Below are 25,435 nucleotides of genomic sequence, written 5' to 3'. Positions count from 1 at the left end.
TGGTCGGTGACAGGAATGCAAAACATTCTAATGCCGTGGGACTACCCAGGCAATCACGCACTTTTTCTGCGCGCTTTCGCAACTTTTTTGTGAGTTCCCGGTGTTATGAGCGCTTCGGCTGCCAGGTGCGCGCAAAGTTCAATGTGCCGGTGACGACGCGTCTGCGCGCGCTACAACTCGGCATCGCCCTTCGCCAGCGACAGATAGGCTTGATGGTGAGCGTCCACCTGCGCCTCGAGTTCTTCGAGCGGCGCATTGTCATTGACGATCACGTCGTCGGCGGCGGCGAGCCGCGCTTCGCGCGTGGCCTGGCGCGCAATGATTGCGAGCACCTGCTCACGGCTGAAGCCGTTGCGGCTCACCACACGCGCGGTCTGCGTGTCGACGCTGCAATCGACGGTGAGCACGCGATTCACGCGGTTCTTCCAGGTCCCGGACTCGACCAGCAACGGCACCACGACGATCACATACGGTCCTCTCGCTTCGCGCTCTTCGCGCTCGGTTTCCGCGCGAATCAGCGGATGCGTGATGCCTTCGAGACGTTTGCGCGCGGTCTCGTCGCTGAACACGAGCGTGCGCATGCGCGCGCGATCGAGAGAGCCGTCGGGGGCGACGAATTGCGCGCCGAATGCGGCGGCGATGTGCGGCATTGCGAGGCCATGCGGCGCGGTGATGCGATGCGCGATCACGTCCGTGTCGACGAGCGGCACGCCGCGCGCGGCGAACAGATCGGCCACCGTCGATTTGCCGCTGCCGATGCCGCCAGTGAGTCCCACAACGAACATGGTTCAGCCCCCCAGAGCCAGATAAAGCGGCGTGCCGGCAAACAGCGTCAACACGCCGCCCGCCGCGAGAAACGGCCCAAACGGCAGCGGCTCCTCGAAGCGCATTCGGCCGCGCCACGTCGCCGCGAGGCCGATCACGGCACCGGCCACCGCGGCGACCAGCACGATCTGCGGCAGCGCGGGCCAGCCGAGCCACGCGCCGAGCGCGGCGAGCAGCTTGAAGTCGCCATAGCCCATGCCTTCGATACCACGCACGAGCTTGAACGCCCAATGCACGGCCCACAACGCCAGATATCCGAAGATAGCGCCGAGCACCGCATCATGCAGATTCGTGAACATGCCGTTGAAATTGACGATCAGGCCGGCCCACAACAGCGGCAGCGTCAAGGAGTCGGGCAGCAAATGCGTGTCGACGTCGATCGCGCTCATCGCGAGCAACGTCGCGCACAGGCCGAACGCGGCGAGTGCCGTCAGCGTCGGGCCGAACGCTATCAGTGCGCCTGCCGCGAAAGCGGCGCTCGCGATTTCGAGCAGCGGATAGCGTGCGCTGATATGCGTGCCGCATGCGGAACAACGGCCGCGTAACAGCAGGTAGCTCAGCACCGGCAAGTTTTCCCACGCGCTCAGCACATGGCCGCAATGCGGGCACGCGCTGCGCGGCACCCACAGGTTGTAGCGCGCGGGCAGTCCGTGGTCGGGCGGCGGCACGTCGGTGGTCTCGCTGATTTCGGCGCGCCATGCACGCTCGAGCATGATCGGCAATCGATGCACGACCACGTTCAGGAAGCTGCCAATCACGAGGCCAAGCACGATCGCGAATGCGATCTGCACGCCGGCGGGCAGGCTCGCGAGCGCGAGGCCGATATCGCTGGCAAAGCGGCCCGGCAGTAAGCCCGCGAGCAGGCTGGAGGAAGTTTGTGACACGAGCGGAAGAGGAGCCTGCATGGTGACGAAGTGGATTCGGCTGCGATGCTACACCACGTTGCCGAGTTGAATAATGGGAAGATACATCGCGATGACGAGGCCGCCGACCAGTGTGCCGAGCACGACGATCACGAGCGGTTCACACAGGCTCGATAGCGTGCCGATCCTGTCGTCGACCTGGCGATCCGCAAGCGACGCGACATCGAGCAGCATGCTGTCGAGCGCGCCGGATTCCTCCGCGACCGCAACGGGCTGCACGACTTCGGGAGGAAAGCAGCGGGCCGCGAGCATAGCCGCGGCGAGCCGTTCGCCGCGCCGCAATCTGATGGCGATGCTTGCCGTCGCGCGATCGAAGAAGGCATTGCCGGTCGCCTGAGTGAGCGAATCGAATGCGTCGGCGAGCGGCGTGCCGGCGGACAGCAAGGTGCCAAGCGCGCGACTCCAGCGCGCCGCGCACAGCGTGCGCAGCAGCGGGCCGGCCACCGGCAGGTCGAGCGACAGGCGCGCGAAGCGGATGCGCGCGCCTACCGAACGACGCAGCACGAGCGTGAAGGCCGAGCTCATTGCGAGCATCAGTATGAACAGCGGCACACTCCAGCGCGCGGCGGCCGCCGAGAGCGCCAGCACGAACTGCGTCGGCGCGGGCAGCTTCGCGCCGAAGCCATCGAAGATCTGCTTGAACGTCGGCACGACCCACACCAGCAATGCGGCAGTTATCGCGAGCGCGAGCAGCAGGATCGCGGCTGGATAGGTGAGAGCCGCGCGCACCTTCGCGCGCTGCGCAGCGGCGCGTTCGCGATCGTCGGCGAGGCGGGCGAGCACGGTGACGAGCGCGCCCGCCGCTTCGCCCACCTCGACGAGCTGGCAATACAGCGCATTGAACTGCGCCGGGTGCCGCTGCAAGGCCGCCGAAAACCGCAGGCCGGCGGTGATGTCGCGCGCGACGGTGCCGACGATACGCGGCATGCCTTGCCGCTGACCCGACGTCGACGCCTGGGCGAGTAGTTCGAGCGCGGGCGCGAGCGCCAATCCAGCACGCAGCAGACTGGACAGTTGTCGCGTGAACAGCGTGACAGCGGCCGCGCTCGTCTTCGGGCGTGGTGCCGGCCCTTGCGTTGCGAGTTCGACGATAAAGAGGTTGTCGCGTTTGAGCATCGTGCGTGCGGCGCTCGCGTCGGGCGCGATCAGCGTGCCGCTTTGGCGCGTGCCGTCCGCGTCGACGCCGCGCCATCTGAAGCGTAGGTCGGCTGAGACGGACCGGGTTGGTGACAGCGCGGCGGTACTCATGCGACCTCCGTGGCGGCGAGCGCTTCGGCGAGACTCGTGGTGCCGTCGCGCACGCGCGCAAGCGCCGCGTCGCGTAACGTCGCGACCTGTTCCATCTGCGCGAGGCGCGCCAGCTCGTGCGCGCCCGCGCTTGCGACGATCTGCTCACGCATCGCGTCGGAGACGGGCATCACCTGATGAATGCCGACGCGCCCCCGATAGCCGATGCCATGACAAACCGCGCAGCCGGTCGCCGCATACGGTTGCCAGCCGTCGAGCTCATGTTCGCCAAAGCCCGCGGCGTGGAGTGCCGCCGGCGAATGCGGCGCGGGCGCGCGGCATGCGACGCACAGTCGCCGCACCAGCCGCTGCGCGGTCACCATGCGCAGCGCGGCGGCAAGGTTGTACGGCTCGACACCGATGTCGATGAGCCGCGCGATGGCCGCGGGCGCGTCGTTCGTATGCAGCGTGGATAGCACGAGGTGACCGGTTTGGGCGGCCTTCACGGCAACGTCGGCGGTTTCGTTGTCGCGGATTTCGCCGACCATGATCACGTCCGGGTCCTGACGCAGAAAAGCCCGCAGCGCGACCGCGAAAGTCAGTCCGGCTTTTTCGCGCACGCTGACCTGGTTGATGCCGGCCAGCTGGATCTCGGCTGGGTCTTCTACCGAGCAGAGGTTGCGTGCCTCGCCGTTCAGCAGGTTCAGGAAGCAGTACAGCGATAGTGTCTTGCCGCTGCCCGTCGGTCCGGTGACGAGCATCAGACCGTGCGGCGCGCGGATCGCGGCGTCGACGGCTTCGCGCTGCCGCGGATCGAGGCCGAGCGAATCGAGCGAAAGATCGGCGGGCAACGCGTCGAGCCGTCGTAGCACGAGCTTTTCGCCGAACAGTGTCGGCAGCGAATTGACGCGGTAATCCTCGAGCCGCCCTGGCGACGTCGCGAGGCGTAGCCGGCCGTCCTGCGGCACGCGTCGCTCGGCGATGTCCATGCGCGCGAGCACTTTCACACGCGTGACGAACGCGTCGCGCAGATGGGCGGGCGGCCGCGGGATTTCATGCAGCACGCCGTCGATACGCAGGCGCACACGCCAGCCATGCTCGGCCGGCTCGATGTGGATATCCGACGCATTGCGCCGCGTCGCTTCGTGCAACGTGTCGGTCAACAGACGCACGGCTGGGGCGTTGTCGGGATCGTTCAGACTCGTTGCGCTGGATTCGCCGTCGATAGCGAGTGGGCGCGGCAATGCCGCGGCGGTGGCAAAAGGTGTTTGCATGAGAGACCGGTGATGAGCCGCCTTTAGAACATGACGGCTTCATCTTCCGGTTGCGGGCGTCCGAATGCCATTCGGCCATTCGGCTAATGGCGCGTTTCGCGAGCCTGTGCGATGCTGACCGTAAATCAGCGTGCGGCGGCGCGAAGTTCACCCTGACCGTGCTTTACCGGCCTTCGTGCGCGACGGCGGTTTGAAAAGCTTGACGGTGCGGATCGCCTGATCGTCGCTGCGCATCACTTCGAGCTTGGTGTCTCCGATGTGGACGCAGACGTCGCCGTCGGGGATGTCTTCGAGGATTTCGAGAATCAGGCCGTTCAGCGTTTTGGGGCCATCGGTGGGTAGCCCCAGTTGCAGCCAGCGGTTCAGCTCGCGCAACGGCATGCTTCCCGCGACGATGCATTCGCCCGCCTCGTTCCAGCCGCCGCGCGAGCTGGCGCTACGCGGAATCGACGTGGTGAATTCGCCGATCAGTTCCTCGATGATGTCTTCCGGTGTGACGAGGCCTTGCAGTTCGCCGTATTCGTTGACGACGAGCGCGATGCGTTGCCGGCTCTCCTGAAAGTATTGCAGCTGCTGGAACACCGGCGTGCCGCTTGGCACGAAGTACGGCTCGGCGAGCAGCTCGCGCAAGGTATCGCGCTCGAGCTCCTGGTTGTGCAGCGCTGACAGCGTCTTGCGCACGTGCAGCACACCGAGCACGCGGTCGATGTCGCCCTGGTAGACGATCAGCTTGTTGTGATAGCAGGTCTCCAGTTGATGCAGGATCTGTTCGAACGGGGCATCGAAGTCCAGGGCCTCGATACGGCGACGCGGGATCATCACGTCATCGACGGAGATGTTTTCGAGGTCGAACAGGTTCAGCAGGATGCTGCGGTGCTTGGTGGGCATGAAGCTTCCCGACTCGAGCACGATGGTGCGCAGTTCTTCGGTGGACAGCCGCTGGTCGCGCGCGCCCTTCGTGTTGATGTGCAGCACGCGCAGGATGCCGGTCGCGAACAGGTTGACAAACCAGATCAGTGGTCTCGCGACGCGCATCAACGGCGCGATCAGCAGGCTCGCGGGTAGCGCGATTTTCTCGGGAAACGTCGCGCCGACGATCTTCGGTGTGATCTCCGCGAACACGATAATGAGGAACGCGACGATACCGGTCGCGATCGACAGCACGAGGCTATTGCGGCCGAACGTATGCAGCGCGAGCGATGTCGTCAGTACCGGAATGATCGTGTTGAACAGGTTGTTGCCGATGAGGATCACGCCGAGCAGCTGATCGGTTTTTGCGAGCAGGCCCTGAGTCGTCTTTGCGCCGAGCGTGTTCTTGCTGGCGAGATGTTTGAGGCGATGACGATTGAGCGCCATCATCGCTGTCTCGGAAATGGAAAAGAAGGCGGAGCAGACAAGCAGCAGAAGGACGGCGCCGATCTGCGCCCATAAGGGAAGTTGTTCCACGCGTCGTGAAAAATAAGGGAAAGGATGGAGAGAATATAGCAGAGGGGGCCGCGCGCTCCGGTGTGGACGACGGCTGACGCCGCTAGGACGACAACGTGGCAACGTACGCGCTGTGCCTGGCGAGCCGGAGGAAAGAAAGCGGCGAAGGGCAGCACGAGAGCAACGAAAAAAGCGCCGCGCAAAACAAAAAACCGCCCAGCAACGCTGCGGCGGTTTTGAACCTTGAGCTAACAAGGAGAATCTGGTCGGGGTGAGAGGATTCGAACCTCCGGCCTCTACGTCCCGAACGTAGCGCTCTACCAGGCTAAGCTACACCCCGATTGGGTACTGCTGACTCGATTCAGACTAATTCGGTGTTTCAGTCTCGTTCAAGACTGTCTTGCCGTCGAGTAAGAGCATAATTCTAGCAGGCTCTCTTTGAAAATGGAATGGGGAAACGACGAAATTGCTGCCGCGGCTGCCTGCGCCTCCTGTTTCGCGCACTCGAGCGTGTGATCCAGCGCGCCCGAGCGCGTGATCGCGTCGAAAATCGTATCGAAACGGTCGGTGCCACCTTGCTCGATGGCTTCGCGCGCGAGCGCCGACTGCTCGGGTGTGCCGCGTTCGATCAGATAGATGAGCGGAAGCGTCGGTTTGCCTTCGCGCAGATCGTCGCCGGCGTTCTTGCCCATCGACTCGGCCGTGCCCGTGTAGTCGAGCCAGTCGTCCATGATCTGGAACGCGGTGCCGATGCGACGACCGTACTCGGCGGCGGCGGCTTCGGTTTTCGCGTCCGCGCCGGCCAGCACCGCGCCGAGCTGGGCGGCCGCCTCGAACAACTTTGCGGTCTTGTAGCGGATCACCTGCATGTAACGGGCTTCGTCGACGTCGGCATCGTGCATGTTCAACAACTGCAGCACTTCGCCTTCGGAGATGATGTTGGTCGCCTCCGACAGAATTTCCATCACGCGCATCTTGCCCACGCCGACCATCATCTGGAACGACCGTGAGTAAAGAAAGTCACCGACCAGCACGCTCGCCGCGTTGCCGAACAGCGCATTGGCGGTCTGGCGGCCGCGCCTCAGGTCGGACTCGTCGACCACGTCGTCATGCAGCAGCGTGGCCGTGTGGATGAATTCGACGACCGCTGCCAGCTCGTGCCGGTGCCCCGTCCTATCGCCCAGCGCGCCCGCCACCAGCAACAGCAGCGCGGGCCGCAGCCGCTTGCCGCCGGCGCTGATGATGTACTCGGAAATCTGATTGATCAGCATCACGTCCGACGCAAGACGTTGCCGGATGACGCGATTGACCTGCTGCATGTCTTCGGCGATCGGAGCAAGCAGGCTGGCGACGTTGGGGGAGGTGGTGGCAGTCGACGACATGATGGCTGAATTGAGTAGTGCCGCGAATTATAAGGCGATCGGGGCGCTTCCGGGTCGTCGGCTGCGGCGTGGATGCGTTCCGCATGGCGCGCGGGGCGCCTGCCAAGGCCGTCTGCGGGGCGCTGCGCGTCGCAGGTATGCCATCTGCGAGCGCCTGCGAGGGAGGGCAAAGCCGGACGGTAGACGGTTTGGTAAGCAGGTTTTGACCGAGCAGCTAACTCTATGTATAATCGACAGTTTCCGCGCGCGGTGCGTGGGAAAAATGAATACAGAGTGAGGTTCTCAATGTACGCGGTCATAAAAACCGGTGGCAAGCAGTACAAGGTTGCCGTCGGCGAAAAACTTAAAGTAGAACAGATACCGGCAGACATTGACGCTGAAATCACGCTCGACCAGGTTCTCGCAGTGGGCGAAGGCGAATCGATTAAGTTCGGTACGCCGCTGGTCAGTGGGGCTTCCGTCAAGGCTACCGTCGTGTCGCAAGGTCGTCACGCCAAAGTGACGATCTTCAAGATGCGTCGCCGGAAGCACTACCAGAAGCATGGCGGCCACCGCCAGAACTATACCGAACTGCGCATCGACGCGATCGACGCGTAAGCGCACCGGTTAAGGAGCAAATCAAATGGCACACAAAAAGGCAGGCGGATCGTCCCGAAACGGCCGCGACTCCGAGTCGAAGCGCCTCGGCGTGAAGGTTTACGGCGGCCAGGCTATCAACGCTGGTGGCATCATCGTGCGTCAGCGCGGTACGCGCATGCACGCTGGCGAGAACGTCGGCATGGGCAAGGATCACACCCTGTTCGCGCTGAAGGACGGCCACGTCCAGTTCTCGACGAAGGGCGCGGCGAAGAAGCACACCGTTTCCGTCGTCCCGGCAGCCTGAGTTTAATCAGGCACGGGCTTCAGGACCGGAAAAAGGCCCCGCGAAGTACGCGGGGCTTTTTTTATTGCGGCGCCTCTTTAGCTTAGCGCCGAAGCCGCGCAGCCGACCGCTCCTCATCGGCGGACTACGCCGGTCGGTCGATTGATCAACGCGCGGCGCGCGCGGCAAAATAGCAGCATCCAATCAGTATCAACCCCTGCATCGAATCGGGCAGTACACCACGGGACGGAGTAACACATGAAGTTCATTGACGAAGCGAGGATTGAAGTCATCGCCGGCGACGGAGGGGATGGCAGCGCGTCGATGCGCCGCGAGAAGTTCGTCCCGTTCGGCGGCCCCGATGGCGGTGACGGCGGCCGGGGCGGCAGCGTGATCGCGGTGGCTGACCGCAACATCAACACGCTGATCGATTACCGCTACGCGAAAAAACATCTGGCGCGCAACGGCGAAAACGGCCGCGGCTCGGATTGCTACGGCAAGGGCGGTGATGACATCACGCTGCGCATGCCGGTCGGCACCACCATCACGGACATGGAAACCGGCGAGCTGATCGCCGATCTGACCGAGCACAACCAGAGCGTGCAAATCGCGCAAGGGGGAGCCGGCGGCCTCGGCAACCTCCATTTCAAGTCCAGCACGAACCGCGCGCCGCGTCAGAAGACCGACGGCAAGCCGGGCGAGCGCCGCATGGTCCGCCTCGAACTGAAAGTGCTGGCCGACGTCGGTCTGCTCGGCATGCCGAATGCCGGCAAGTCGACGTTTATCTCGTCGGTGTCGAACGCGAAGCCGAAAATCGCCGATTATCCGTTCACCACGCTCGCGCCGAACCTCGGCGTCGTGCGCGTCGGGCCGAGCCGCAGCTTCGTGATTGCCGACATTCCGGGGCTGATCGAAGGCGCGGCGGAAGGCGCCGGCCTAGGCCATCAATTCCTGCGTCACCTGCAGCGCACCGGGCTGCTGCTGCACATCGTCGACATCGCACCGTTCGATGAGTCGATCGATCCGGTCGCCGAAGCGAAGGCGATCGTCAACGAACTGCGCAAGTACGACGAAGAGCTTTATCAGAAGCCGCGCTGGCTTGTGCTGAACAAGCTGGACATGGTGCCTGAGGACGATCGCGAAGCGCGCGTGGCGGCGTTCCTCGAAGGCTTCGGCTGGGGCGGTCCGGTGTTCGAGATCTCGGCGCTGACTGGCCAGGGCTGTGAAAATCTTTGCTACGCCGTGTTCGACTACCTCGCCGAGCACTCCGACGCGCAACGCGCGGCCGAAGCCGAAGACCTGGCCTCCGACGTGCGTTTCCGCGACGGGACGCAAGTACCGGCCGCGACCCGCGAAGCCGGCACCGATCCGCAGGAATAACAACTCGAGCGCCGGCGCCAGCGGCGGGTGCCGGTATGCATCACGCGTCATCTTGGGAGACAGCGCACAATGCGTTCCGTCATCGCAGATTCACGGCGATTGGTCGTCAAAGTCGGTTCGAGTCTCGTCACGAACGACGGGCGCGGCCTCGATCATGCGGCGATCGGCCGCTGGGCCGCGCAAATTGCCGCACTGCGCGCGCAAGGCAAGGAAGTGGTGCTGGTCAGCTCGGGCGCGATCGCCGAGGGCATGCAGCGGCTCGGCTGGACGAAGCGGCCGCGTGAAATCGATGAGCTGCAGGCGGCCGCGGCGGTCGGTCAGATGGGTCTCGCGCAAGTGTACGAAAGCCGCTTCGCCGAACATTCTATCCAGACTGCGCAGATCCTGCTTACTCACGCTGACCTTGCTGACCGCGAGCGCTATCTGAACGCTCGCTCCACGCTGCTCACGCTGCTGGGGCTCGGAGTTGTACCGATCATCAACGAGAACGACACGGTCGTCACCGACGAAATCAAGTTCGGCGACAACGACACGCTCGGCGCGCTGGTTGCCAATCTGATCGAGGGCGACGCGCTGATCATTCTGACGGACCAGCAAGGCCTCTTCACCGCAGATCCGCGCAAGGACCCGACCGCGACACTAGTCCAGCAAGCCGACGCCGGCGCGCCCGAGCTCGAGGCGATGGCGGGCGGTGCGGGCTCGAGCCTCGGCCGCGGCGGCATGCTGACCAAGATTCTCGCTGCGAAGCGTGCGGCCCATAGCGGCGCCAATACGGTGATCTCGAGTGGGCGCGAGTCGGACGTGCTGGTGAGACTGGCGGCCGGCGAGGCGATCGGCACCCAACTGATCGCGCGCACCGCGCGCATGGCGGCGCGCAAGCAATGGATGGCCGATCACCTGCAGGTGCGCGGCCACGTCGTGATCGATGACGGCGCGGTCGAAAAACTGACCGCCGGCGGCAAGAGCTTGCTGCCGATCGGCATCGTCGGTGTGCAGGGTGCATTCGCGCGCGGCGAGGTGATCGCGTGTCTGAGCGCGTCAGGCCGCGAGGTCGCACGTGGTTTGACGAACTACAGCAGCGCGGAAACCAAACTGATCCAGCGGCGTCCGAGCGGCGAAATTGAGTCAGTGCTCGGCTATATGCTCGAGCCCGAACTGATTCATCGCGACAATCTCGTGGTGCTTTGATCTGCGAGGCGGCGCGCATATCGCGCGTATGAAGAGCCAACAATTAAGCCGTTCCAGCGCAGGCTGGAACGGCTTTTTAATCGTCACGGATAAGCAACGGCGCCTGAGTCGGGCGCGCGCCGCGCAACCGGCCTCAATGAATCTGCGACGTCTGCGTGCGCTTGTAACGAATGTTCTCGACGATGTGCTGCGCGCTGCCGGTCGGAATCTTGTTGGCGCACATATAGTCCTGATACAACGCGGCCTGGTACGCATTCAGCGCGCCGTTTTCTATCCGCGAAAACGGGTTTGCGACCGTCGTGTCCCAGCCGTCGTGATCGGCGTTCAGGCCCGCATACTGACGCCATTCATACGTGTCGCAACGGATGCCCTCGTAATTGACGTTGCGCGCACCGCCCGGGCTCGTGACGACCACCGTGTAACGCACCACGCCGTCGTCGCCGACGCTGACGGACTTCGGGTCGATCGCAAATTGCAGCGGCGTATTGCCGGAGACTTCGAACGGCAGCAGGTTCGCGTCGGAGGGCAGCGGCGGCAACGTGTCGACCTTGTTTTCAACCCAGTTGCTCTTGCGATCCAGCAGATAGGTGAACTCGCTGTCGCCTTTGTTGGTCGGTTTGCCGGCGCTCGAACAGCCTGCCAGCAGGGCGCCGGTGGCGACGCACGCCACGGCGAATGCAAGTGCTTTCAATCTGATTCCCTCGAGAGACAGACGCGGCTCGAAAGCCGCGCCAGAGAGAGGCGGCGCGAGCCGCCGCCTGGAATGGTTAATCGCGCACGCCTCGTCGGACTAACGGGGCGACGGCCTCGTCGGCTTCGGCCGTTTCGCGCTCATCCTCCGATCTCATGTTGGCATCCGGTGAGCCGGGACCGCAATCCGGCGCGACCAGCACGTGCGTCGAAGTTTCGACGCTGACCGAAGTTACGGTCGTGACGGTGGTGACCACCGTGCTTACCGTGGAATCCGGCGGGCTTTGCATCGACGACGCTATCCGGGGATAACGCGACCCATGATGCCCGCCAGGTTTTTCCGCACGCGGCGCAGGCCGGCGCATGAAACGGGACAGCTCCGTTAGCGCCAACTGATACACATCCCGCTTGAACTCGATCACACAGTCGAGCGGCACCCAATACTCGTTCCAACGCCACGCATCGAACTCAGGGTGGTCGGTGGCGCGCAAACAGATGTCGCAGTCGCGTCCTACCATCCGGAGCAAAAACCAGATTTGTTTCTGGCCGCGGTAATGACCGCGTACTTCGCGCTTGATGAACTTGTCAGGCACCTCATAACGCAACCAGTCGCGCGTGCGACCGATCACCTTGACGTGCTCAGGAAGCAGCCCGGTCTCTTCGTGTAACTCCCGATACATCGCTTGCACGGGGGTCTCACCATATTTGATGCCCCCTTGCGGAAACTGCCAGGAATGTTCACGGAGTCGTTTGCCCCAAAACACCTCGTTGTGCGCGTTCAAGAGGATGATGCCGACGTTCGGGCGAAAGCCTTCACGATCCAGCATACAACCACCTTCGAATCCTTTAAAATTGCTTTGATTATAAACAGATAACGGACCCTACGCACCGAATCGCATCAGAATGGAGCGATTCGCCGCAACAGGCCCGGGTTTGCGGTAGCCTGTCGGTTTTCCGTGCCTATCCCCTGTGAGAGAGGCTTTGCGCGGCGGTTTCGGCGCCGCACGGGGGCAGGGCGCCGCCAGTCGGGCGAACCCTGCCGGCTTCGCCGCGGATCTGTGTCGATTTCCCTCATTTTCCCCTTTTCTGGCGGTCCTACCGGAAGCCGCCGCTTTTGGACACCTTGAATGAAAGCTTCCCGTTTCTTTATCGGCACTCTCAAAGAAGCGCCCGCCGACGCCGAAATCATCAGCCACAAGCTCATGGTGCGCGCGGGCATGATCCGTCGCGTCGCGGGCGGTATCTATAACTACCTGCCGGTCGGCCTGCGTTCGATCCGCAAGGTGGAAGCGATCGTGCGTGAGGAAATGAACCGGGCGGGCGCCATCGAGCTGTTGATGCCGGCCGTGCAGCCGGCCGAACTGTGGCAGGAATCGGGGCGCTGGGAGAAGTACGGTCCCGAGCTGCTGCGCTTCAAAGACCGCAAGCAGGCCGATTTCGTGATGGGCCCGACGCACGAGGAAGTGGTCACCGACATCGCGCGCAACCAGATCAAGAGCTATCGCCAACTGCCGGTCAACTTCTATCAGATCCAGACGAAGTTCCGCGACGAGATCCGTCCGCGTTTCGGCGTGATGCGCGGCCGCGAGTTCATCATGAAAGACGCGTACTCGTTCGACAAGGACGCGCAGGGTCTGCGCGAGTCGTATCGCAAGATGTACGACGCGTACGTGCGCATCTTCACGCGCCTCGGTCTGGACTTCCGCGCGGTGGCGGCCGACAACGGCTCGATCGGCGGCAGCGGCTCGCATGAGTTCCATGTGATCGCCGACACTGGCGAAGACGACATCGCGTATTGCCCGACCTCCGATTTCGCCGCGAACGTCGAGGCGGCCGAAGCGCTACCGCTGATCGCAGAGCGCGCGGCGCCGGCAGAAGAGATGAAGAAGACCGCGACGCCCGGCAAGGCGAAGTGCGAGGCGGTTGCCGAACTGCTGAACATTCCGCTCGAACGCACGATCAAGTCGGTGGTGCTCGCCACCGAGAACGAAGGCGCCGAGCCGACGATCTGGCTGCTGATGCTGCGCGGCGATCATGATCTGAACGAGATCAAGGCGGCCAAGCTCCCGGGCCTCGGTAATTTCCGCATGGCGACCGAAGCCGAGATCGTCGAGACGTTCGGCACACCGCCGGGCTATCTCGGTCCGATCAACACGAAGAAGCCGGTCAAGGTGATCGCGGACCGCACGGTCGCGAACATGAGCGACTTCGTGGTCGGCTCGAACGACGTCGACTATCACACCACCGGCGTGAACTGGGGCCGCGACCTGCCGGAGCCGGTCGTCGCCGACATCCGCAATGTGAAGAAGGGCGATCCGTCGCCGGACGGCAGGGGCGTGCTCGACATCTGCCGCGGCATCGAAGTGGGCCACGTGTTCCAGCTCGGCACCAAGTATTCCGAAGCGATGAACGCGGCCTGTCTCGACGAAACCGGAAAGCCTCGGCCGATGGAAATGGGCTGCTACGGCATCGGCGTCACGCGGATTCTCGGCGCCGCGATCGAACAGAATTTCGACGACAAGGGCATCATCTGGCCGGAGTCGATTGCGCCGTTCGAAGTCGTGCTGTGCCCGATGGGCTATGACCGCAGCGACGCGGTGCGTGAGCAGGCCGACAAGCTGTACGCGGAACTCGTTGCGGCCGGTATCGACGTGATCCTCGACGATCGCGGCGAGCGGCCGGGCGTGATGTTCGCCGACTGGGAACTGATCGGCGTGCCGCATCGACTGGTGATCGGCGACCGTGGTCTGAAGGACGGCAAGATCGAGTATCAGGGCCGTCGCGAGGCCGAAGCGACGCTGCTGCCGGTCGCGGATGCCGCGCAGACCGTGATCGGCAAAGTGCGCGCGGCGCTGGCGAACTAAGCGGAGCGGGCGGTGGAGTACACCTTCCTGTCCGCGACGGTGCTGCTGATCCTGATCACCGATCCGCTCGGCAACATCCCGATCTTCGTCAGTTGCCTGCGAGGTGTGTCGCCGGAGCGTCGCACGGTCGTGATCCTGCGCGAGGTCGCGATCGCGTTTGCGATCCTGCTGGTGTTCATGATGCTCGGGCAGAGCTTTCTGCGCATGATGAGCCTCAGCGACCAGTCGTTGCGGATCGGCGGCGGCATCGTGCTGTTTCTGATTGCGCTGCGCATGGTGTTTCCGCATCCGGACGGTCCGTTCGGCGGCGACGCGCGCGGCGGCGAGCCGCTGATCGTGCCGCTCGCGATTCCTGCGCTAGCGGGTCCGTCGGCGTTGGCGACGGTCATGCTGCTGACCTCGCAGGCGCCGGGCAAAACGGTCGAGTGGGTCGGCGCGCTGACCGTCACGATGATCATCTGTGCGATCGTGCTGATGCTCGCCGAGCGCATTCAGGCGTGGCTCGGTGAACGTGTGATGGCGGCGTTCGAGCGACTGATGGGGCTCGTGCTCGTCGCGATTTCAGTCGAGATGATGCTCGGTGGAATACGCTCTTTCGTGCACAAGCTGTGAAACGCGAGCCGGTGCGCGCATTGCCACCGTCGCAGCATAAAAAAAGCAGCCAGGCAGGCTGCTTTTTTTTTTCGCCGGTGGGGCGGGGCGGATGCCCCGCTCACGCTCCCTCGGTCAACGCCCGAATGGTCGGCAGGTTGCGCCAGTAGCCCTTCGCATCCATCCCGCAGCCGAACACGTACCGGTCCGGCACTTCGAAGCCGCAGTAATCGGGGCGCAGCGGTTTCGCCTTCGGAATGATCTTCTCGCACAGCACCGCGGACAGGAAGCGCTTCGCGCCCATCGCGAGGATGCGGTCGCGGATTGCGGCCATCGTCTCGCCTTCGTCGAGGATGTCGTCGAGCACGAGCACCACGCGATCCTTGACCGACTCGGCCGGCGCGACGCGCCATTGCATCTCGTTGCTGCCCTTCGTCGTATTGCGGTAGCGCGTCAGGTGGATGTAGTCGAACTCGAGCGGGAAATCGAGGTGCGGCAGCAGCATGCCGGTGAATACCGCGGCGCCGCCCATCACCGACAGCACGAGCGGGAAGTCCTCGCTCATCTCGTCGCGGATGGCAGCCGCCATGCGGGCGATCGACGCAGTGACGTCCGAGGCCGAAACTATCTCTTCGGAGTGTTGAAAAATATGGAGGGCTTCTTCGCGGTTCATGACGTCTGACGGACGGTAACTGTATACATAGTGTGAGTGGCAACGTCCCGAGGGACGTTCCCGCGAGGGACGGCGCGATGCGCTACAGAATAAACCCGCACGATGCCGAAGTCAGCCGCGCCGCCCTCGGCGCGAGCGCGCGCCGGTCCCATCAAGCTTAGCGCATGCCGGGCATCATGCCCTTCATGCCGCGCATCATCTTCTGCAGGTTGCCGCCCTTGAGCTTCTTCATCATCGTGCGCATCTGTTCGTACTGGTTCAGCATGCGGTTGACTTCCTGCACCTGCACGCCCGCGCCCGCGGCGATGCGGCGCTTGCGGGTCGCCTTGATCAGTTCGGGCTTGGCGCGCTCGGCCGGCGTCATCGAGTTGATGATGCCTTCCATGCGGCGCATCTGCTTCTCGGCCTGACTCATGTCGGCGCCGGCCGCGGCTTGCTGAAACTGCGCGGGCAGCTTGTCCATCAGCGACGACAGGCCGCCCATGCCCTTCATTTGCGTGAGCTGAGCGCGGAAATCGTTGAGGTCGAAGTCGCCGCCTTTCTTGACCTTGTCGGCGAGCTTCTGCGCCGCCTGCACGTCGACGCCGCGCTGCGCTTCCTCCACCAGCGCGAGAATGTCGCCCATGCCGAGAATCCGGCTCGCCATGCGGTCCGGGTGGAACACTTCGAGGCCGTCGAGTTTTTCGGCGACACCCACGAACTTGACCGGCTTGCCCGTCACGTGACGCACCGAGAGCGCCGCGCCACCGCGCGAATCACCGTCGAGCTTGGTGAGCACAACGCCGGTGAGCGGCAGCGCGTCGCTGAACGCCTTCGCGGTGTTGACCGCGTCCTGGCCGAGCATCGCGTCGACGACGAACAGCGTTTCCGCCGGCTTCAGCTCGGCGTGCAGCGCGGTGATTTCGTTCATCATCACCTCGTCGATACCGAGACGGCCGGCCGTGTCGACGAGCAGCACGTCGTGATAGTGGCGCTTGGCCCAGTCGAGCGCGGCGCGGGCAATGTCGACCGGCTTCTGGTTCAGCTCCGACGGGAAGAAGTCCGCGCCGACCTGCTCGGTCACCGTTTTCAGCTGCGCGATGGCGGCCGGACGATAGACGTCGCACGAAACGGTCAGCACCTTCTTCTTGTACTTCTCGCGCAGCAGCTTGGCGAGCTTGCCGACCGTGGTCGTTTTGCCGGCGCCCTGCAGACCCGCCATCAGGATGATCGCGGGCGGCGCGACGGCGAGATTGAGCTCGGAGGCCTTGCCTTCGTAATCGCCGCCGATCACCGCGGTCAGTTCGCGCTGCACGACGCCGACGAGCGCCTGACCCGGCGACAGGCTGGAGATCACTTCCTCGCCGAGCGCCTTCTCCTTGACCTTCGCGATGAACTCGCGCACGACCGGCAGCGCCACGTCGGCCTCGAGCAGTGCGAGACGCACCTCGCGCAGCATTTCCTGGGTGTTCGCCTCGGTGAGCCGGGCTTCGCCGCGCAGCGTCTTGACGACGCGCGCCATCCGTTGAGTCAGATTGTCGAGCATGGGGAGCGATGAACGGTGGGGCCCGCGCAGCGCGCGAAGCGCAAGACGTCGCGGAGTAGGGCCCTAGTGTAAACTTCGAATATGGATATTGTACTGTATGCCCTCACCGCGCTTCTCTATGGCGGTCTTGCCGTGGCCGGCTGGCGCTCGCACCGGCACGCGGCCGTGCGGCCGCTGCTCGAGAGCGTGCCGCCGCTGCCCGGTCATGCCGCCAACGCGGGCGCTCTGGTGGCCTCCGGCATGAGCGCGCCCGGGCGCGCGCTGCTGTTCGTCGCGCTGCTCGCTCACGGCGTGCTGCTGCATAGCACGATCTTCCCGCAGAACGCGATGGTGTTCGGCTTCGCGTTCGCGCTGTCGGCGATGTTCTGGCTCGGCGCCGGCATCTACTGGATCGAGAGTTTCTTTTTCCCGCTCGACGGACTGCGCCTGCTGGTGTTGCCACTCGCGTGCGTCGCGTCGCTGCTGCCGCTCGCGTTCGGCGGCGTGCGCGTGCTGCCGTATGCGGCCGCGCCGATGTTCAAGCTGCACTTCCTGATTGCGAATATCGCGTACGGTCTGTTCGCGATCGCGGCGCTGCACGCGGTGCTGATGCTGGCGGTCGAGCGGCGTCTGCATTCGATGCGCGGTGGTCTCGCGCAAAGGCACGCGGCGGCGGACAATGGCTGGTGGTCGAGTTGGCTCGACGCGCTGCCGCCGCTGCTCACGCTCGAGAAGCTGCTGTTCCGTCTGATCGGCGCCGGCTTCGTGCTGCTCACGCTGACGCTGCTGTCGGGCATCCTGTTCAGCGAGCAGCTGATCGACCGCGCGTTGCGGCTCGATCACAAGACCGTGTTCGCGATTCTTTCGTGGGTGATGTTCGGCGCGCTGCTGACCGCGCGCAAGGTGTCCGGCTGGCGCGGCCGTGCGGCATTGCGCTGGGTGCTGGCCTCGTTCGTCGCGCTGTTGCTCGCGTACGTCGGCAGCCGTTTTGTTTTCGAGGTGCTGTTGCACCGGCCCGTGGTGTGAGTGTCCCCATGCGACAAATCTTTTTGCTGATTCTGCTGTTCATCGTCGGTCAATGGCTCGTGAAGGCGCTGCGCCGCCACGACGCGCAATCCGCGCAACGCACCGGTGCCGGCGGAGCCAACGCTGCCGGCACCGCAAATGGCGGCGCGCGTTCTTCGAATGGGCAACAGCCGCAGCTTGCCGAGCCGATGATCCGCTGCGTCGAGTGCGGCGTGCACGCACCGAAGAGCGACTCGGTCAGCGTCGCGGGGCAGGCGTTCTGCTGCGCCGCGCACGCGCAGCGCCACGGCGCGCGTCCGAGCGGCCGCGACGCCCGATGAGCGGCGCGTACACCGTCGATGCCGACGGTTGGGTTCCTGCCGCACGCAAGCTTGCCTCGCCAAACTTCGAAGCGCGGCCGCAAGGCGCGCTGCCGACGCTGATCGTCGTTCACAACATCAGCCTGCCGCCGAACCAGTTCGGCGGCACCGCGATTGCCGAGCTGTTCCAGAACGCGCTCGACTGCGACACTCACCCGTACTACGACACGCATCTGCGCGGCGTGCGCGTGTCCGCGCATTTCGTGATTCATCGCGATGGCGCACTCGAGCAGTTCGTGTCGTGCAACGAGCGCGCGTGGCACGCGGGGCCGTCGAATTTTTTCGGCCGCGAGCGCTGCAATGATTTCTCGATCGGCATCGAGCTCGAAGGCAGCGACACCACCGCCTTCGAAGCGGCGCAATACCGCACGCTCGCCGCGCTCGTCAGAGCACTGAAGGCACGCTATCCGATCGACGCGCTTGCCGGCCACTCCGACATCGCACCCGGTCGCAAGACCGATCCCGGTCCGTATTTCGAGTGGCCGCGACTGCAGCGCGACACCTTGCTCGACGGTCGGTATTTCCCCTATCGCAAGTTTTCCGAAACGCGGTAACCCCTTCGCACGATCTTGCGTGATCCACGCAGAACGAGGCGCAGCCTGCTTCTCCGGGGAGCTTCTGCGCGCCGCGTGAAGCAAAAGTCAAGACTGCAAGCGCAAATAAAAACCTTTTGACCTGTCTCGAAACTCCACTATACTTGGTGCCGACAACTGAGTTTCGCACTATATCTTGTGTTGTGCTGTGAATAACCATGTGCATAACCGAGTGAATAAGAGTGGATAAGTCTGCGGCGTCCCGCTCCCCGAGCCTGGCACCGCAAGCATTCCAGACAGCGAAAAAAATTCCTGGGGAGCAGCCGGTAGGGGATCTCCGGCCGCATCCAGAAGCATTCAGGAAAGGACCAGCCAGTGATCGCGACCGACCCGATGAAGACCGTCATCAAATCGAACCAGGCTTCCTCGCAGTTGCATGCCGCCAACCGGCGTAGCCGGCCTTCCTGCACCTCATCGCACGCGCACGCGGCGGCGCGGCGTTTGATTTAATCCGCGGCACTCGCCGCAATATTTCCAAGACCAGGAGCTTTGCACATGCAAACCACCGACAACGTGACGACCCGTTACGAGGGCTCACCGACTGGCCAGGCCTTCGGCCAGACCCAAGGCGCGCAGGCGCTCGCGCCGCAAGCGAATTACGCCGACTACAAGGTGATCCGCCGCAACGGCAGCGTGGTGTCGTTCGAGCCGTCGAAAATCGCGATCGCCGTGACGAAGGCGTTCCTCGCCGTCAACGGTGGTCAGGGCGCGGCGTCGGCACGGGTGCGCGAACTGGTCGAGCAACTCACGCAGAACGTGGTGCGCGCGCTGGTGCGCAGCCGTCCGAATGGCGGCACGTTCCATATCGAAGACATTCAGGATCAGGTCGAACTCGCGCTGATGCGCGGCGGCGAACACAACGTCGCGCGCGCTTACGTGCTGTATCGCGAGAAGCGCAACCAGGCGCGCGCGCATGACGCTCATGAAGGTCAGGCAGCGGAAGGCGCCAGCACCCCGGGCCTGAACGTGACCGACAACGGCATCACGCGTGCGCTGGACATGGATGCGCTGCGCGGCATCATCGAGTCCGCGTGCGCGAACCTCGGCGAGGCCGTAAGCGCCGAGCCGATCGTCGCGGAAACGGTGAAGAACCTGTACGACGGCGTGCCGATGAGCCAGGTGTATGACTCGGCGATCCTCGCTGCCCGTACGATGATCGAAAAGGACCCGGCCTACAGCCAGGTCACCGCGCGCATCCTGCTGCATACGATCCGCCGCGAGATTCTCGAAGAGGAAGTCACGCAAGCCGAGATGGGCGAGCGCTACGCCGAGTACTTCCCGCAGTTCATCAAGCGCGGCGTGCAAGCCGAGCTGCTCGACGACAAGCTGCTGCAGTTCGACCTGAAGCGCCTCGGGGCCGCGCTCGACGCGAACCGCGACCTGCAGTTCGGCTACCTCGGTCTGCAGACGCTGTACGACCGCTACTTCCTGCATCACGACAACGTGCGTATCGAAATGCCCCAGGCATTCTTTATGCGTGTCGCGATGGGTCTGTCGCTGAACGAGATCGACCGCGAAGCGCGCGCGATCGAGTTCTACAACGTGCTGTCGAGCTTCGACTTCATGAGTTCGACGCCGACGCTGTTCAACTCCGGCACGCGCCGCTCGCAGCTGTCGTCTTGCTACCTGACCACGGTCGACGACGACCTCGACGGCATCTACGAAGCGCTGAAGGAAAACGCGCTGCTGTCGAAGTTCGCCGGCGGCCTCGGCAACGACTGGACGCGTGTGCGCGCGCTCGGCTCGCACATCAAGGGCACCAACGGCAAGTCGCAGGGCGTGGTGCCGTTCCTGAAGGTCGTCAACGACACGGCGGTCGCCGTGAACCAGGGCGGCAAGCGCAAGGGCGCGGTGTGCGCGTACCTCGAATCGTGGCACCTCGACATCGAGGAATTCCTCGAGCTGCGCAAGAACACCGGCGACGACCGTCGTCGCACGCACGACATGAACACCGCGAACTGGATTCCCGACCTGTTCATGAAGCGCGTGATGGAAGGCGGCGACTGGACGCTGTTCTCGCCGTCCACCTGCCCGGACCTGCACGACAAGTTCGGCGCCGAGTTCGAAACGGCTTACACGGCTTACGAAGACAAGGTCGCCCGCGGCGAGATCAAGCTGTTCAAGAAGATCCCGGCGGCGCAACTGTGGCGCAAGATGCTGGGCATGCTGTTCGAAACCGGCCATCCGTGGATCACGTTCAAGGATCCGTGCAACGTGCGCTCGCCGCAGCAGCACGTCGGCGTCGTCCATTCGTCGAACCTATGCACGGAAATCACGCTGAACACGAGCGACGCCGAAATCGCCGTCTGCAACCTCGGCTCGGTGAACCTCGTCGCGCACCTGAAGGAGCAGGCCGACGGCACGCTCGCGCTCGACCACGACAAGCTGAAGCGCACGGTCAGCGTCGCGATGCGCATGCTCGACAACGTGATCGACATCAACTACTACGCGGTCGCCAAGGCGCGCAACTCGAACCTCAAGCACCGTCCGGTCGGCCTCGGCATCATGGGCTTCCAGGACTGCCTGCACGTGCTGCGCACGCCGTACGCGTCGCAGGAAGCGGTCGAGTTCGCCGATCGCTCGATGGAAGCGGTTTGCTACTACGCGTACTACGCGTCGACCGAGCTTGCCGAACAGCGCGGCCGCTACTCGAGCTACCGCGGTTCGCTGTGGGATCGCGGCATCCTCCCGCAGGATTCGGTGGCGCTGCTCGCCGAGGCGCGCGGCGGTTATGTCGAGGTCGATTCGAGCGAGTCGATGGACTGGCCCGCGCTGCGCTCGCGTATCTCGACCTACGGCATGCGCAACTCGAACTGCGTCGCGATCGCGCCGACCGCGACGATCTCGAACATCATCGGCGTGTCGGCGTGCATCGAGCCGACCTATCAGAACCTGTACGTGAAGTCGAACCTGTCGGGCGAGTTCACGGTGGTCAACGACTACCTGGTGCGCGACCTGAAGGCGCGCGGCCTGTGGGACGAAGTGATGGTCGCCGACCTGAAGTACTTCGACGGCACGCTGTCGCGCATCGACCGCATCCCGGCCGACCTGCGCGCGATCTACGCGACCGCGTTCGAAGTCGATCCGGTGTGGCTCGTCGAGTCGGCTTCGCGTCGTCAGAAGTGGATCGACCAGGCGCAGTCGCTGAACATCTACATGGCGGGCGCATCGGGCAAGAAGCTCGACGAGATCTACAAGCTCGCATGGCTGCGCGGACTGAAGACCACCTACTACCTGCGCACGATGGCGGCGACGCACGTCGAGAAGTCGACGGTTGCGCACGGCGCGCTGAACGCGGTGAGCTCGGGTCATGACGGCTCGGGTGGCGCGGGCGGCGCGGCAGGCGGCTTCGGCGTGGGCGGCGGCGCGGCGGGTGGTGTGGGCGGCGGCTTCCAGGCTGCTGCAGCGGTCGCAGCGACTGCCGCGGTCGCGCTCGACGCGGCACCCGAAGCGGATGGTCCGGTCTGCATGATGCGTCCGGGCGATCCTGGCTTCGACGAGTGCGAGGCTTGCCAGTAAAGATTGGCAAGCAGCGGGAGCGATGCTTGCTGACTGCACGCGAGGGTCGTAGGTGGTGATCCGCAGGCGGTGAGCGACGCGCCCCGTCGATGAAGTAGAAAGCAGGTCGACGAGCGGTGAGCAGTATCGAAGTCTCACCGCTCGTCGATGCAGTGAAGCAATCCAGCCGTTGGCAACACCAGACGATCGCTCGACATGGCATCGCACCTCGACCGCCAACGCTGACGCAACACGCTCGACACGGCTCACCGCCGACTCTCGCGATGCGCGGCTCGTGCGGCATCGATCAGTCCATCGATCAGTCGGCGGATGCCGCGAACGCACTGCGCAATACATATAGATAGAGCAACGAAACGTCGTGTCGAAACGTTGCTCTTCGAGTTCGCGAAGGACCTCGGCAACACATGTTCAACACGCGTTCATCACGCGTCACTCGATGCGTCACTGGATGGGTCACACGCAGCATGTCGAACAAAGTGTTGTATGAACGTAGCAACGCGAATCGAAAACAGGAATTTTCGCGAGTGAACTCTTTTATCGCTCGTGAAAAGATGGTACAAACCGTTCTAAATTGATGGTGACATTTATGCTCAACTGGGATGACGAGATCACTGCCGTAACTCCCTCGAGCGCGACGCAACCGAACGTGTTGCGCAACGCTGCGGGGTCGGCTGTTGATTCGCAAATCGGAACGCGTTCCGCTCCGCATGCTCCCTCCGCTCAAGAAGTCTTCGCGAACGACGTCGCTGTCGCTCCCGTCGCTCATATTGGCAACGCGGTTGCCAACGCGGCGGCCGCTTCCGAAGCGCGCGTCAATGTCGCCGACAAGCGCATCATCAACGGCCAGACTGACGTCAATCAGTTGGTGCCGTTCAAGTACAAGTGGGCTTGGGAAAAGTATCTGGCGGGTTGCGCCAACCACTGGATGCCGCAGGAAGTGAACATGTCGCGCGACATCGCCCTGTGGAAAGACCCGAACGGGCTGACCGAAGACGAGCGCCGCGTCGTCAAGCGCAACCTCGGCTTCTTCGTGACGGCAGATTCCCTCGCCGCCAACAACATCGTGCTGGGCACCTACCGCCACATCACGGCGCCCGAATGCCGCCAGTTCCTGCTGCGCCAGGCGTTCGAAGAGGCGATCCACACGCACGCTTACCAGTACATCGTCGAGTCGCTCGGTCTGGACGAGGGCGAAATCTTCAACGCGTATCACGAGGTTCCATCGATCCGCGCGAAAGACGAATTCCTGATTCCGTACATCCACGTGCTGACCGACCCGGCCTTCAAGACCGGTACGCTCGAAGCAGACCAGACGCTGCTGCGCTCGCTGATCGTGTTCGCCTGTGTGATGGAAGGCCTGTTCTTCTACGTCGGCTTTACGCAAATCCTGGCGCTCGGCCGCCAGAACAAGATGACCGGCGCGGCGGAGCAGTACCAGTACATCCTGCGTGACGAGTCGATGCACTGCAACTTCGGCATCGACCTGATCAACCAGATCAAACTCGAAAACCCGCACCTGTGGACGGCCGAATTCCGCGCCGAAATTCGCGCGATCTTCCAGCAGGCGGTCGAGCTCGAATACCGCTACGCCGAAGATACGATGCCGCGCGGCGTGCTCGGCCTCAACGCGTCGATGTTCAAGAGCTATCTGCGCTTCATCTGCAACCGCCGTTGCCAGCAGATCGGTCTCGATCCGCTGTACCCGAACGAGGAAAACCCGTTCCCGTGGATGAGCGAGATGATCGACCTGAAGAAGGAACGCAATTTCTTCGAGACGCGAGTGATCGAATATCAGACTGGCGGTGCGCTTTCCTGGGAGTAAGCCGGGATTCGTATCGCGGATGTATTCATTGATGGGGATGCCGCCGCCTGTGGCCGCGGCGCCCCGGGTTAGGAGCAGAACGGCCTGATGCAAAGCGTGCCCGGTGCCTTGACGGCCCACAAACATGACAGGCACTTTGCGGACCCTTCAGTGGGATGGGCAAACTTCCCCCCGGAAAAAGCCGCTGGCGTCGTTGCCGGCGGCCCGATCAAGCAATTGCCGGCGTCGCCTTGCGACGCCGACCAGATTTGGCGCGCGGTGCCTTCGGGCACGGCGCGCCTTACCGCATTCATTAGCGTAAGCGCGCCGCACCTGCGTACGCCGATGAATAGCCCGCTTCGTAGCGCGCGCCCTGAGAAGCGTCCGCGGGAAGCGGGTTTTGACGAAGGGTGTAGTTTGAACTGACCTCATCTGAAAACCTGAAGGAGAAAATGATGGCAACTGCAAAGAAGGCCGCGGCCAAGAAGCCCGCAGCAAAGAAGACCGCAGCAAAGAAGGCTGCTCCGGCTAAGAAGGCTGCTCCGGCTAAGAAGGCTGCTCCGGCCAAGAAGGTCGCCGCGAAGAAGGTCGCAGTGAAGAAGGTCGCCGCGAAGAAGGTTGCAGCGAAGAAGGTCGCGGCGAAGAAGGCAGCACCGGCGAAGAAAGCCGCAGTGAAGAAGGTCGCGGCGAAGAAGGTTGCAGCGAAGAAGGTCGCGGCGAAGAAGGCAGCACCGGCGAAGAAAGCCGCGGTGAAGAAGGTCGCAGCGAAGAAGGTCGCAGCGAAGAAGGCAGCACCGGCGAAGAAGGCCGCAGCGAAGAAGGCAGCACCGGCGAAGAAGGTCGCGGCGAAGAAGGCCGCTGCCAAGAAGGCGGCGCCTGCCAAAAAGGCTGCAGCCAAGAAAGCTGCACCTGCCAAGAAGGCTGCCGCGAAGAAGGCCGCTGCGCCTGCGAAGAAGGCTGCCCCTGCGAAGAAGGCTGTCGCCAAGAAGGCCGCGCCTGCTCCCGCTGCGCCTGCTGTCTCGAGCGCACCGGCGGCGACGGTGAAGACCGCGCTGAACCCGGCAGCGGCATGGCCGTTCCCGACGGGCAGCCGTCCGTAAGCAGTAGCAGTGAGTCGACACATCGTACGATGTATCGGATGACCGGGTCGTGCTCGATTTCTTGCGAGCGCCACCCGGTCAATGACCCGTTACCGGTGTGCCGGTGGCGGGTTTTTTTTGGTGCGCCAGGCATGGCGCGTAGCGCCGTGACTGGCGCTGTCCGACCCGCTGTGGTGGCGAGCCGGATGACTTGGGGGTGAAAGTCCTCTGCACACCCGGCAAGGGGAAG

Annotated in this window: 25 protein-coding genes and 1 tRNA gene; 15 read left to right on the top strand and 11 right to left on the bottom strand. The window is 63.8% G+C overall.

All coding sequences use genetic code 11. The features are described 5' to 3' along the window. Positions 1 to 170: 170 nt before the first annotated feature. The 5 genes from coaE to HWY30_RS29840 form a co-directional block, all read right to left on the bottom strand. Positions 171 to 785, bottom strand: a complete 615-nt coding sequence (gene coaE / locus HWY30_RS29860) for a dephospho-CoA kinase (protein ID WP_090801945.1) — start codon at positions 783 to 785, stop codon at positions 171 to 173. A 3-nt stretch (positions 786 to 788) separates the two neighbouring features. Then, positions 789 to 1,730 (bottom strand): prepilin peptidase, encoded by a 942-nt coding sequence (locus tag HWY30_RS29855; RefSeq protein ID WP_090801944.1) that lies wholly within the window; start codon positions 1,728 to 1,730, stop codon positions 789 to 791. 27 nt (positions 1,731 to 1,757) lie between these two features. Next, a complete protein-coding gene (locus HWY30_RS29850; protein ID WP_090801942.1) occupies positions 1,758 to 2,996 on the bottom strand; it encodes a type II secretion system F family protein in 1,239 nt (412 codons plus the stop codon). Continuing rightward, a complete protein-coding gene (locus tag HWY30_RS29845) occupies positions 2,993 to 4,249 on the bottom strand; it encodes a GspE/PulE family protein (RefSeq protein ID WP_090801940.1) in 1,257 nt (418 codons plus the stop codon). The genes HWY30_RS29850 and HWY30_RS29845 overlap by 4 nt, the downstream gene beginning before the upstream one ends. A gap of 147 nt (positions 4,250 to 4,396) precedes the next feature. Then, on the bottom strand, positions 4,397 to 5,695 hold the full coding sequence (locus HWY30_RS29840) for an HlyC/CorC family transporter (RefSeq protein ID WP_090801938.1): 1,299 nt from the start codon (positions 5,693 to 5,695) through the stop codon (positions 4,397 to 4,399). A gap of 112 nt (positions 5,696 to 5,807) precedes the next feature. On the opposite strand from HWY30_RS29840, the gene HWY30_RS43110 reads away from it, so the two are divergent. After that, entirely contained in the window at positions 5,808 to 5,921 is a 114-nt protein-coding gene (locus HWY30_RS43110) for a hypothetical protein (protein ID WP_425199411.1), read from the top strand. Between the two features lie 16 nt (positions 5,922 to 5,937). Here the strand turns inward: HWY30_RS43110 and HWY30_RS29835 are convergent. Next, positions 5,938 to 6,014, bottom strand: a tRNA-Pro gene (locus HWY30_RS29835). Positions 6,015 to 6,063: 49 nt separating this feature from the next. Beyond that, on the bottom strand, positions 6,064 to 7,056 hold the full coding sequence (locus HWY30_RS29830; RefSeq protein WP_090801937.1) for a polyprenyl synthetase family protein: 993 nt from the start codon (positions 7,054 to 7,056) through the stop codon (positions 6,064 to 6,066). 285 nt (positions 7,057 to 7,341) lie between these two features. Between HWY30_RS29830 and rplU the strand changes: the two genes are divergently transcribed. The 4 genes from rplU (at position 7,342) to proB (ending at position 10,486) form a co-directional block, all read left to right on the top strand. After that, positions 7,342 to 7,653 carry a 50S ribosomal protein L21 gene (rplU, locus tag HWY30_RS29825; RefSeq protein WP_090801935.1) on the top strand — a complete coding sequence of 104 codons (312 nt, stop codon included), beginning with the start codon at positions 7,342 to 7,344 and terminating at the stop codon, positions 7,651 to 7,653. Positions 7,654 to 7,678: 25 nt separating this feature from the next. Next, a complete protein-coding gene (gene rpmA, locus HWY30_RS29820; RefSeq protein ID WP_008923994.1) occupies positions 7,679 to 7,939 on the top strand; it encodes a 50S ribosomal protein L27 in 261 nt (86 codons plus the stop codon). Positions 7,940 to 8,176: 237 nt separating this feature from the next. Continuing rightward, positions 8,177 to 9,298 (top strand): Obg family GTPase CgtA, encoded by a 1,122-nt coding sequence (cgtA, locus tag HWY30_RS29815; RefSeq protein ID WP_090801933.1) that lies wholly within the window; start codon positions 8,177 to 8,179, stop codon positions 9,296 to 9,298. A gap of 69 nt (positions 9,299 to 9,367) precedes the next feature. Continuing rightward, complete coding sequence (gene proB, locus HWY30_RS29810) at positions 9,368 to 10,486, top strand: glutamate 5-kinase (RefSeq protein WP_090801931.1); 1,119 nt, start codon at positions 9,368 to 9,370, stop codon at positions 10,484 to 10,486. Positions 10,487 to 10,619: 133 nt separating this feature from the next. On the opposite strand, the gene HWY30_RS29805 is transcribed toward proB, so the two are convergent. Further along, positions 10,620 to 11,177, bottom strand: a complete 558-nt coding sequence (locus HWY30_RS29805) for a CNP1-like family protein (RefSeq protein ID WP_090801929.1) — start codon at positions 11,175 to 11,177, stop codon at positions 10,620 to 10,622. A gap of 76 nt (positions 11,178 to 11,253) precedes the next feature. Further along, complete coding sequence (locus HWY30_RS29800) at positions 11,254 to 12,003, bottom strand: RNA pyrophosphohydrolase (protein ID WP_090801927.1); 750 nt, start codon at positions 12,001 to 12,003, stop codon at positions 11,254 to 11,256. Between the two features lie 300 nt (positions 12,004 to 12,303). Here HWY30_RS29800 and HWY30_RS29795 point away from each other — a divergent pair, with 300 nt between their 5' ends. Together HWY30_RS29795 and HWY30_RS29790 are read left to right on the top strand one after the other, a co-directional pair. Then, positions 12,304 to 14,040: a proline--tRNA ligase gene (locus HWY30_RS29795; protein ID WP_090801925.1), complete on the top strand. Its 1,737-nt coding sequence runs from the start codon at positions 12,304 to 12,306 to the stop codon at positions 14,038 to 14,040. Between the two features lie 12 nt (positions 14,041 to 14,052). Continuing rightward, complete coding sequence (locus HWY30_RS29790; RefSeq protein ID WP_090801923.1) at positions 14,053 to 14,652, top strand: MarC family protein; 600 nt, start codon at positions 14,053 to 14,055, stop codon at positions 14,650 to 14,652. Positions 14,653 to 14,752: 100 nt separating this feature from the next. Here HWY30_RS29790 and HWY30_RS29785 read toward each other — a convergent pair whose 3' ends face one another. Both HWY30_RS29785 and ffh read right to left on the bottom strand, forming a co-directional pair. Beyond that, a complete protein-coding gene (locus HWY30_RS29785; RefSeq protein ID WP_008923084.1) occupies positions 14,753 to 15,304 on the bottom strand; it encodes a hypoxanthine-guanine phosphoribosyltransferase in 552 nt (183 codons plus the stop codon). A gap of 157 nt (positions 15,305 to 15,461) precedes the next feature. Continuing rightward, positions 15,462 to 16,829, bottom strand: a complete 1,368-nt coding sequence (gene ffh / locus HWY30_RS29780) for a signal recognition particle protein (RefSeq protein ID WP_090801921.1) — start codon at positions 16,827 to 16,829, stop codon at positions 15,462 to 15,464. Positions 16,830 to 16,910: 81 nt separating this feature from the next. On the opposite strand from ffh, the gene HWY30_RS29775 reads away from it, so the two are divergent. From HWY30_RS29775 to HWY30_RS29745, 8 genes are all read left to right on the top strand, one after another. Next, positions 16,911 to 17,834, top strand: a complete 924-nt coding sequence (locus HWY30_RS29775; protein ID WP_090801919.1) for a cytochrome C assembly family protein — start codon at positions 16,911 to 16,913, stop codon at positions 17,832 to 17,834. An 8-nt stretch (positions 17,835 to 17,842) separates the two neighbouring features. Next, positions 17,843 to 18,154 (top strand): PP0621 family protein, encoded by a 312-nt coding sequence (locus tag HWY30_RS29770; protein ID WP_090801917.1) that lies wholly within the window; start codon positions 17,843 to 17,845, stop codon positions 18,152 to 18,154. Next, positions 18,151 to 18,747, top strand: coding sequence for a 1,6-anhydro-N-acetylmuramyl-L-alanine amidase AmpD (gene ampD, locus HWY30_RS29765; protein WP_090801915.1), 597 nt, complete (start codon positions 18,151 to 18,153; stop codon positions 18,745 to 18,747). The genes HWY30_RS29770 and ampD overlap by 4 nt, the downstream gene beginning before the upstream one ends. Positions 18,748 to 19,101: 354 nt before the next feature. Further along, positions 19,102 to 19,236, top strand: coding sequence for a hypothetical protein (locus HWY30_RS42535; protein WP_279613311.1), 135 nt, complete (start codon positions 19,102 to 19,104; stop codon positions 19,234 to 19,236). 45 nt (positions 19,237 to 19,281) lie between these two features. Continuing rightward, positions 19,282 to 22,305 carry a ribonucleoside-diphosphate reductase subunit alpha gene (locus tag HWY30_RS29760; protein ID WP_090801913.1) on the top strand — a complete coding sequence of 1,008 codons (3,024 nt, stop codon included), beginning with the start codon at positions 19,282 to 19,284 and terminating at the stop codon, positions 22,303 to 22,305. Between the two features lie 586 nt (positions 22,306 to 22,891). Then, positions 22,892 to 24,127 carry a ribonucleotide-diphosphate reductase subunit beta gene (locus HWY30_RS29755; protein WP_090805471.1) on the top strand — a complete coding sequence of 412 codons (1,236 nt, stop codon included), beginning with the start codon at positions 22,892 to 22,894 and terminating at the stop codon, positions 24,125 to 24,127. An 87-nt stretch (positions 24,128 to 24,214) separates the two neighbouring features. Beyond that, positions 24,215 to 24,532, top strand: a complete 318-nt coding sequence (locus HWY30_RS29750) for a hypothetical protein (protein ID WP_084754174.1) — start codon at positions 24,215 to 24,217, stop codon at positions 24,530 to 24,532. A 29-nt stretch (positions 24,533 to 24,561) separates the two neighbouring features. Continuing rightward, positions 24,562 to 25,206 carry a histone H1-like DNA-binding protein gene (locus tag HWY30_RS29745; RefSeq protein ID WP_090805469.1) on the top strand — a complete coding sequence of 215 codons (645 nt, stop codon included), beginning with the start codon at positions 24,562 to 24,564 and terminating at the stop codon, positions 25,204 to 25,206. Positions 25,207 to 25,435: the final 229 nt, after the last annotated feature.

This window comes from Paraburkholderia tuberum STM678 (assembly GCF_902833905.1).
Lineage (GTDB): Bacteria > Pseudomonadota > Gammaproteobacteria > Burkholderiales > Burkholderiaceae > Paraburkholderia > Paraburkholderia tuberum.
This window is presented reverse-complemented; position numbering and strand designations above follow the sequence as displayed.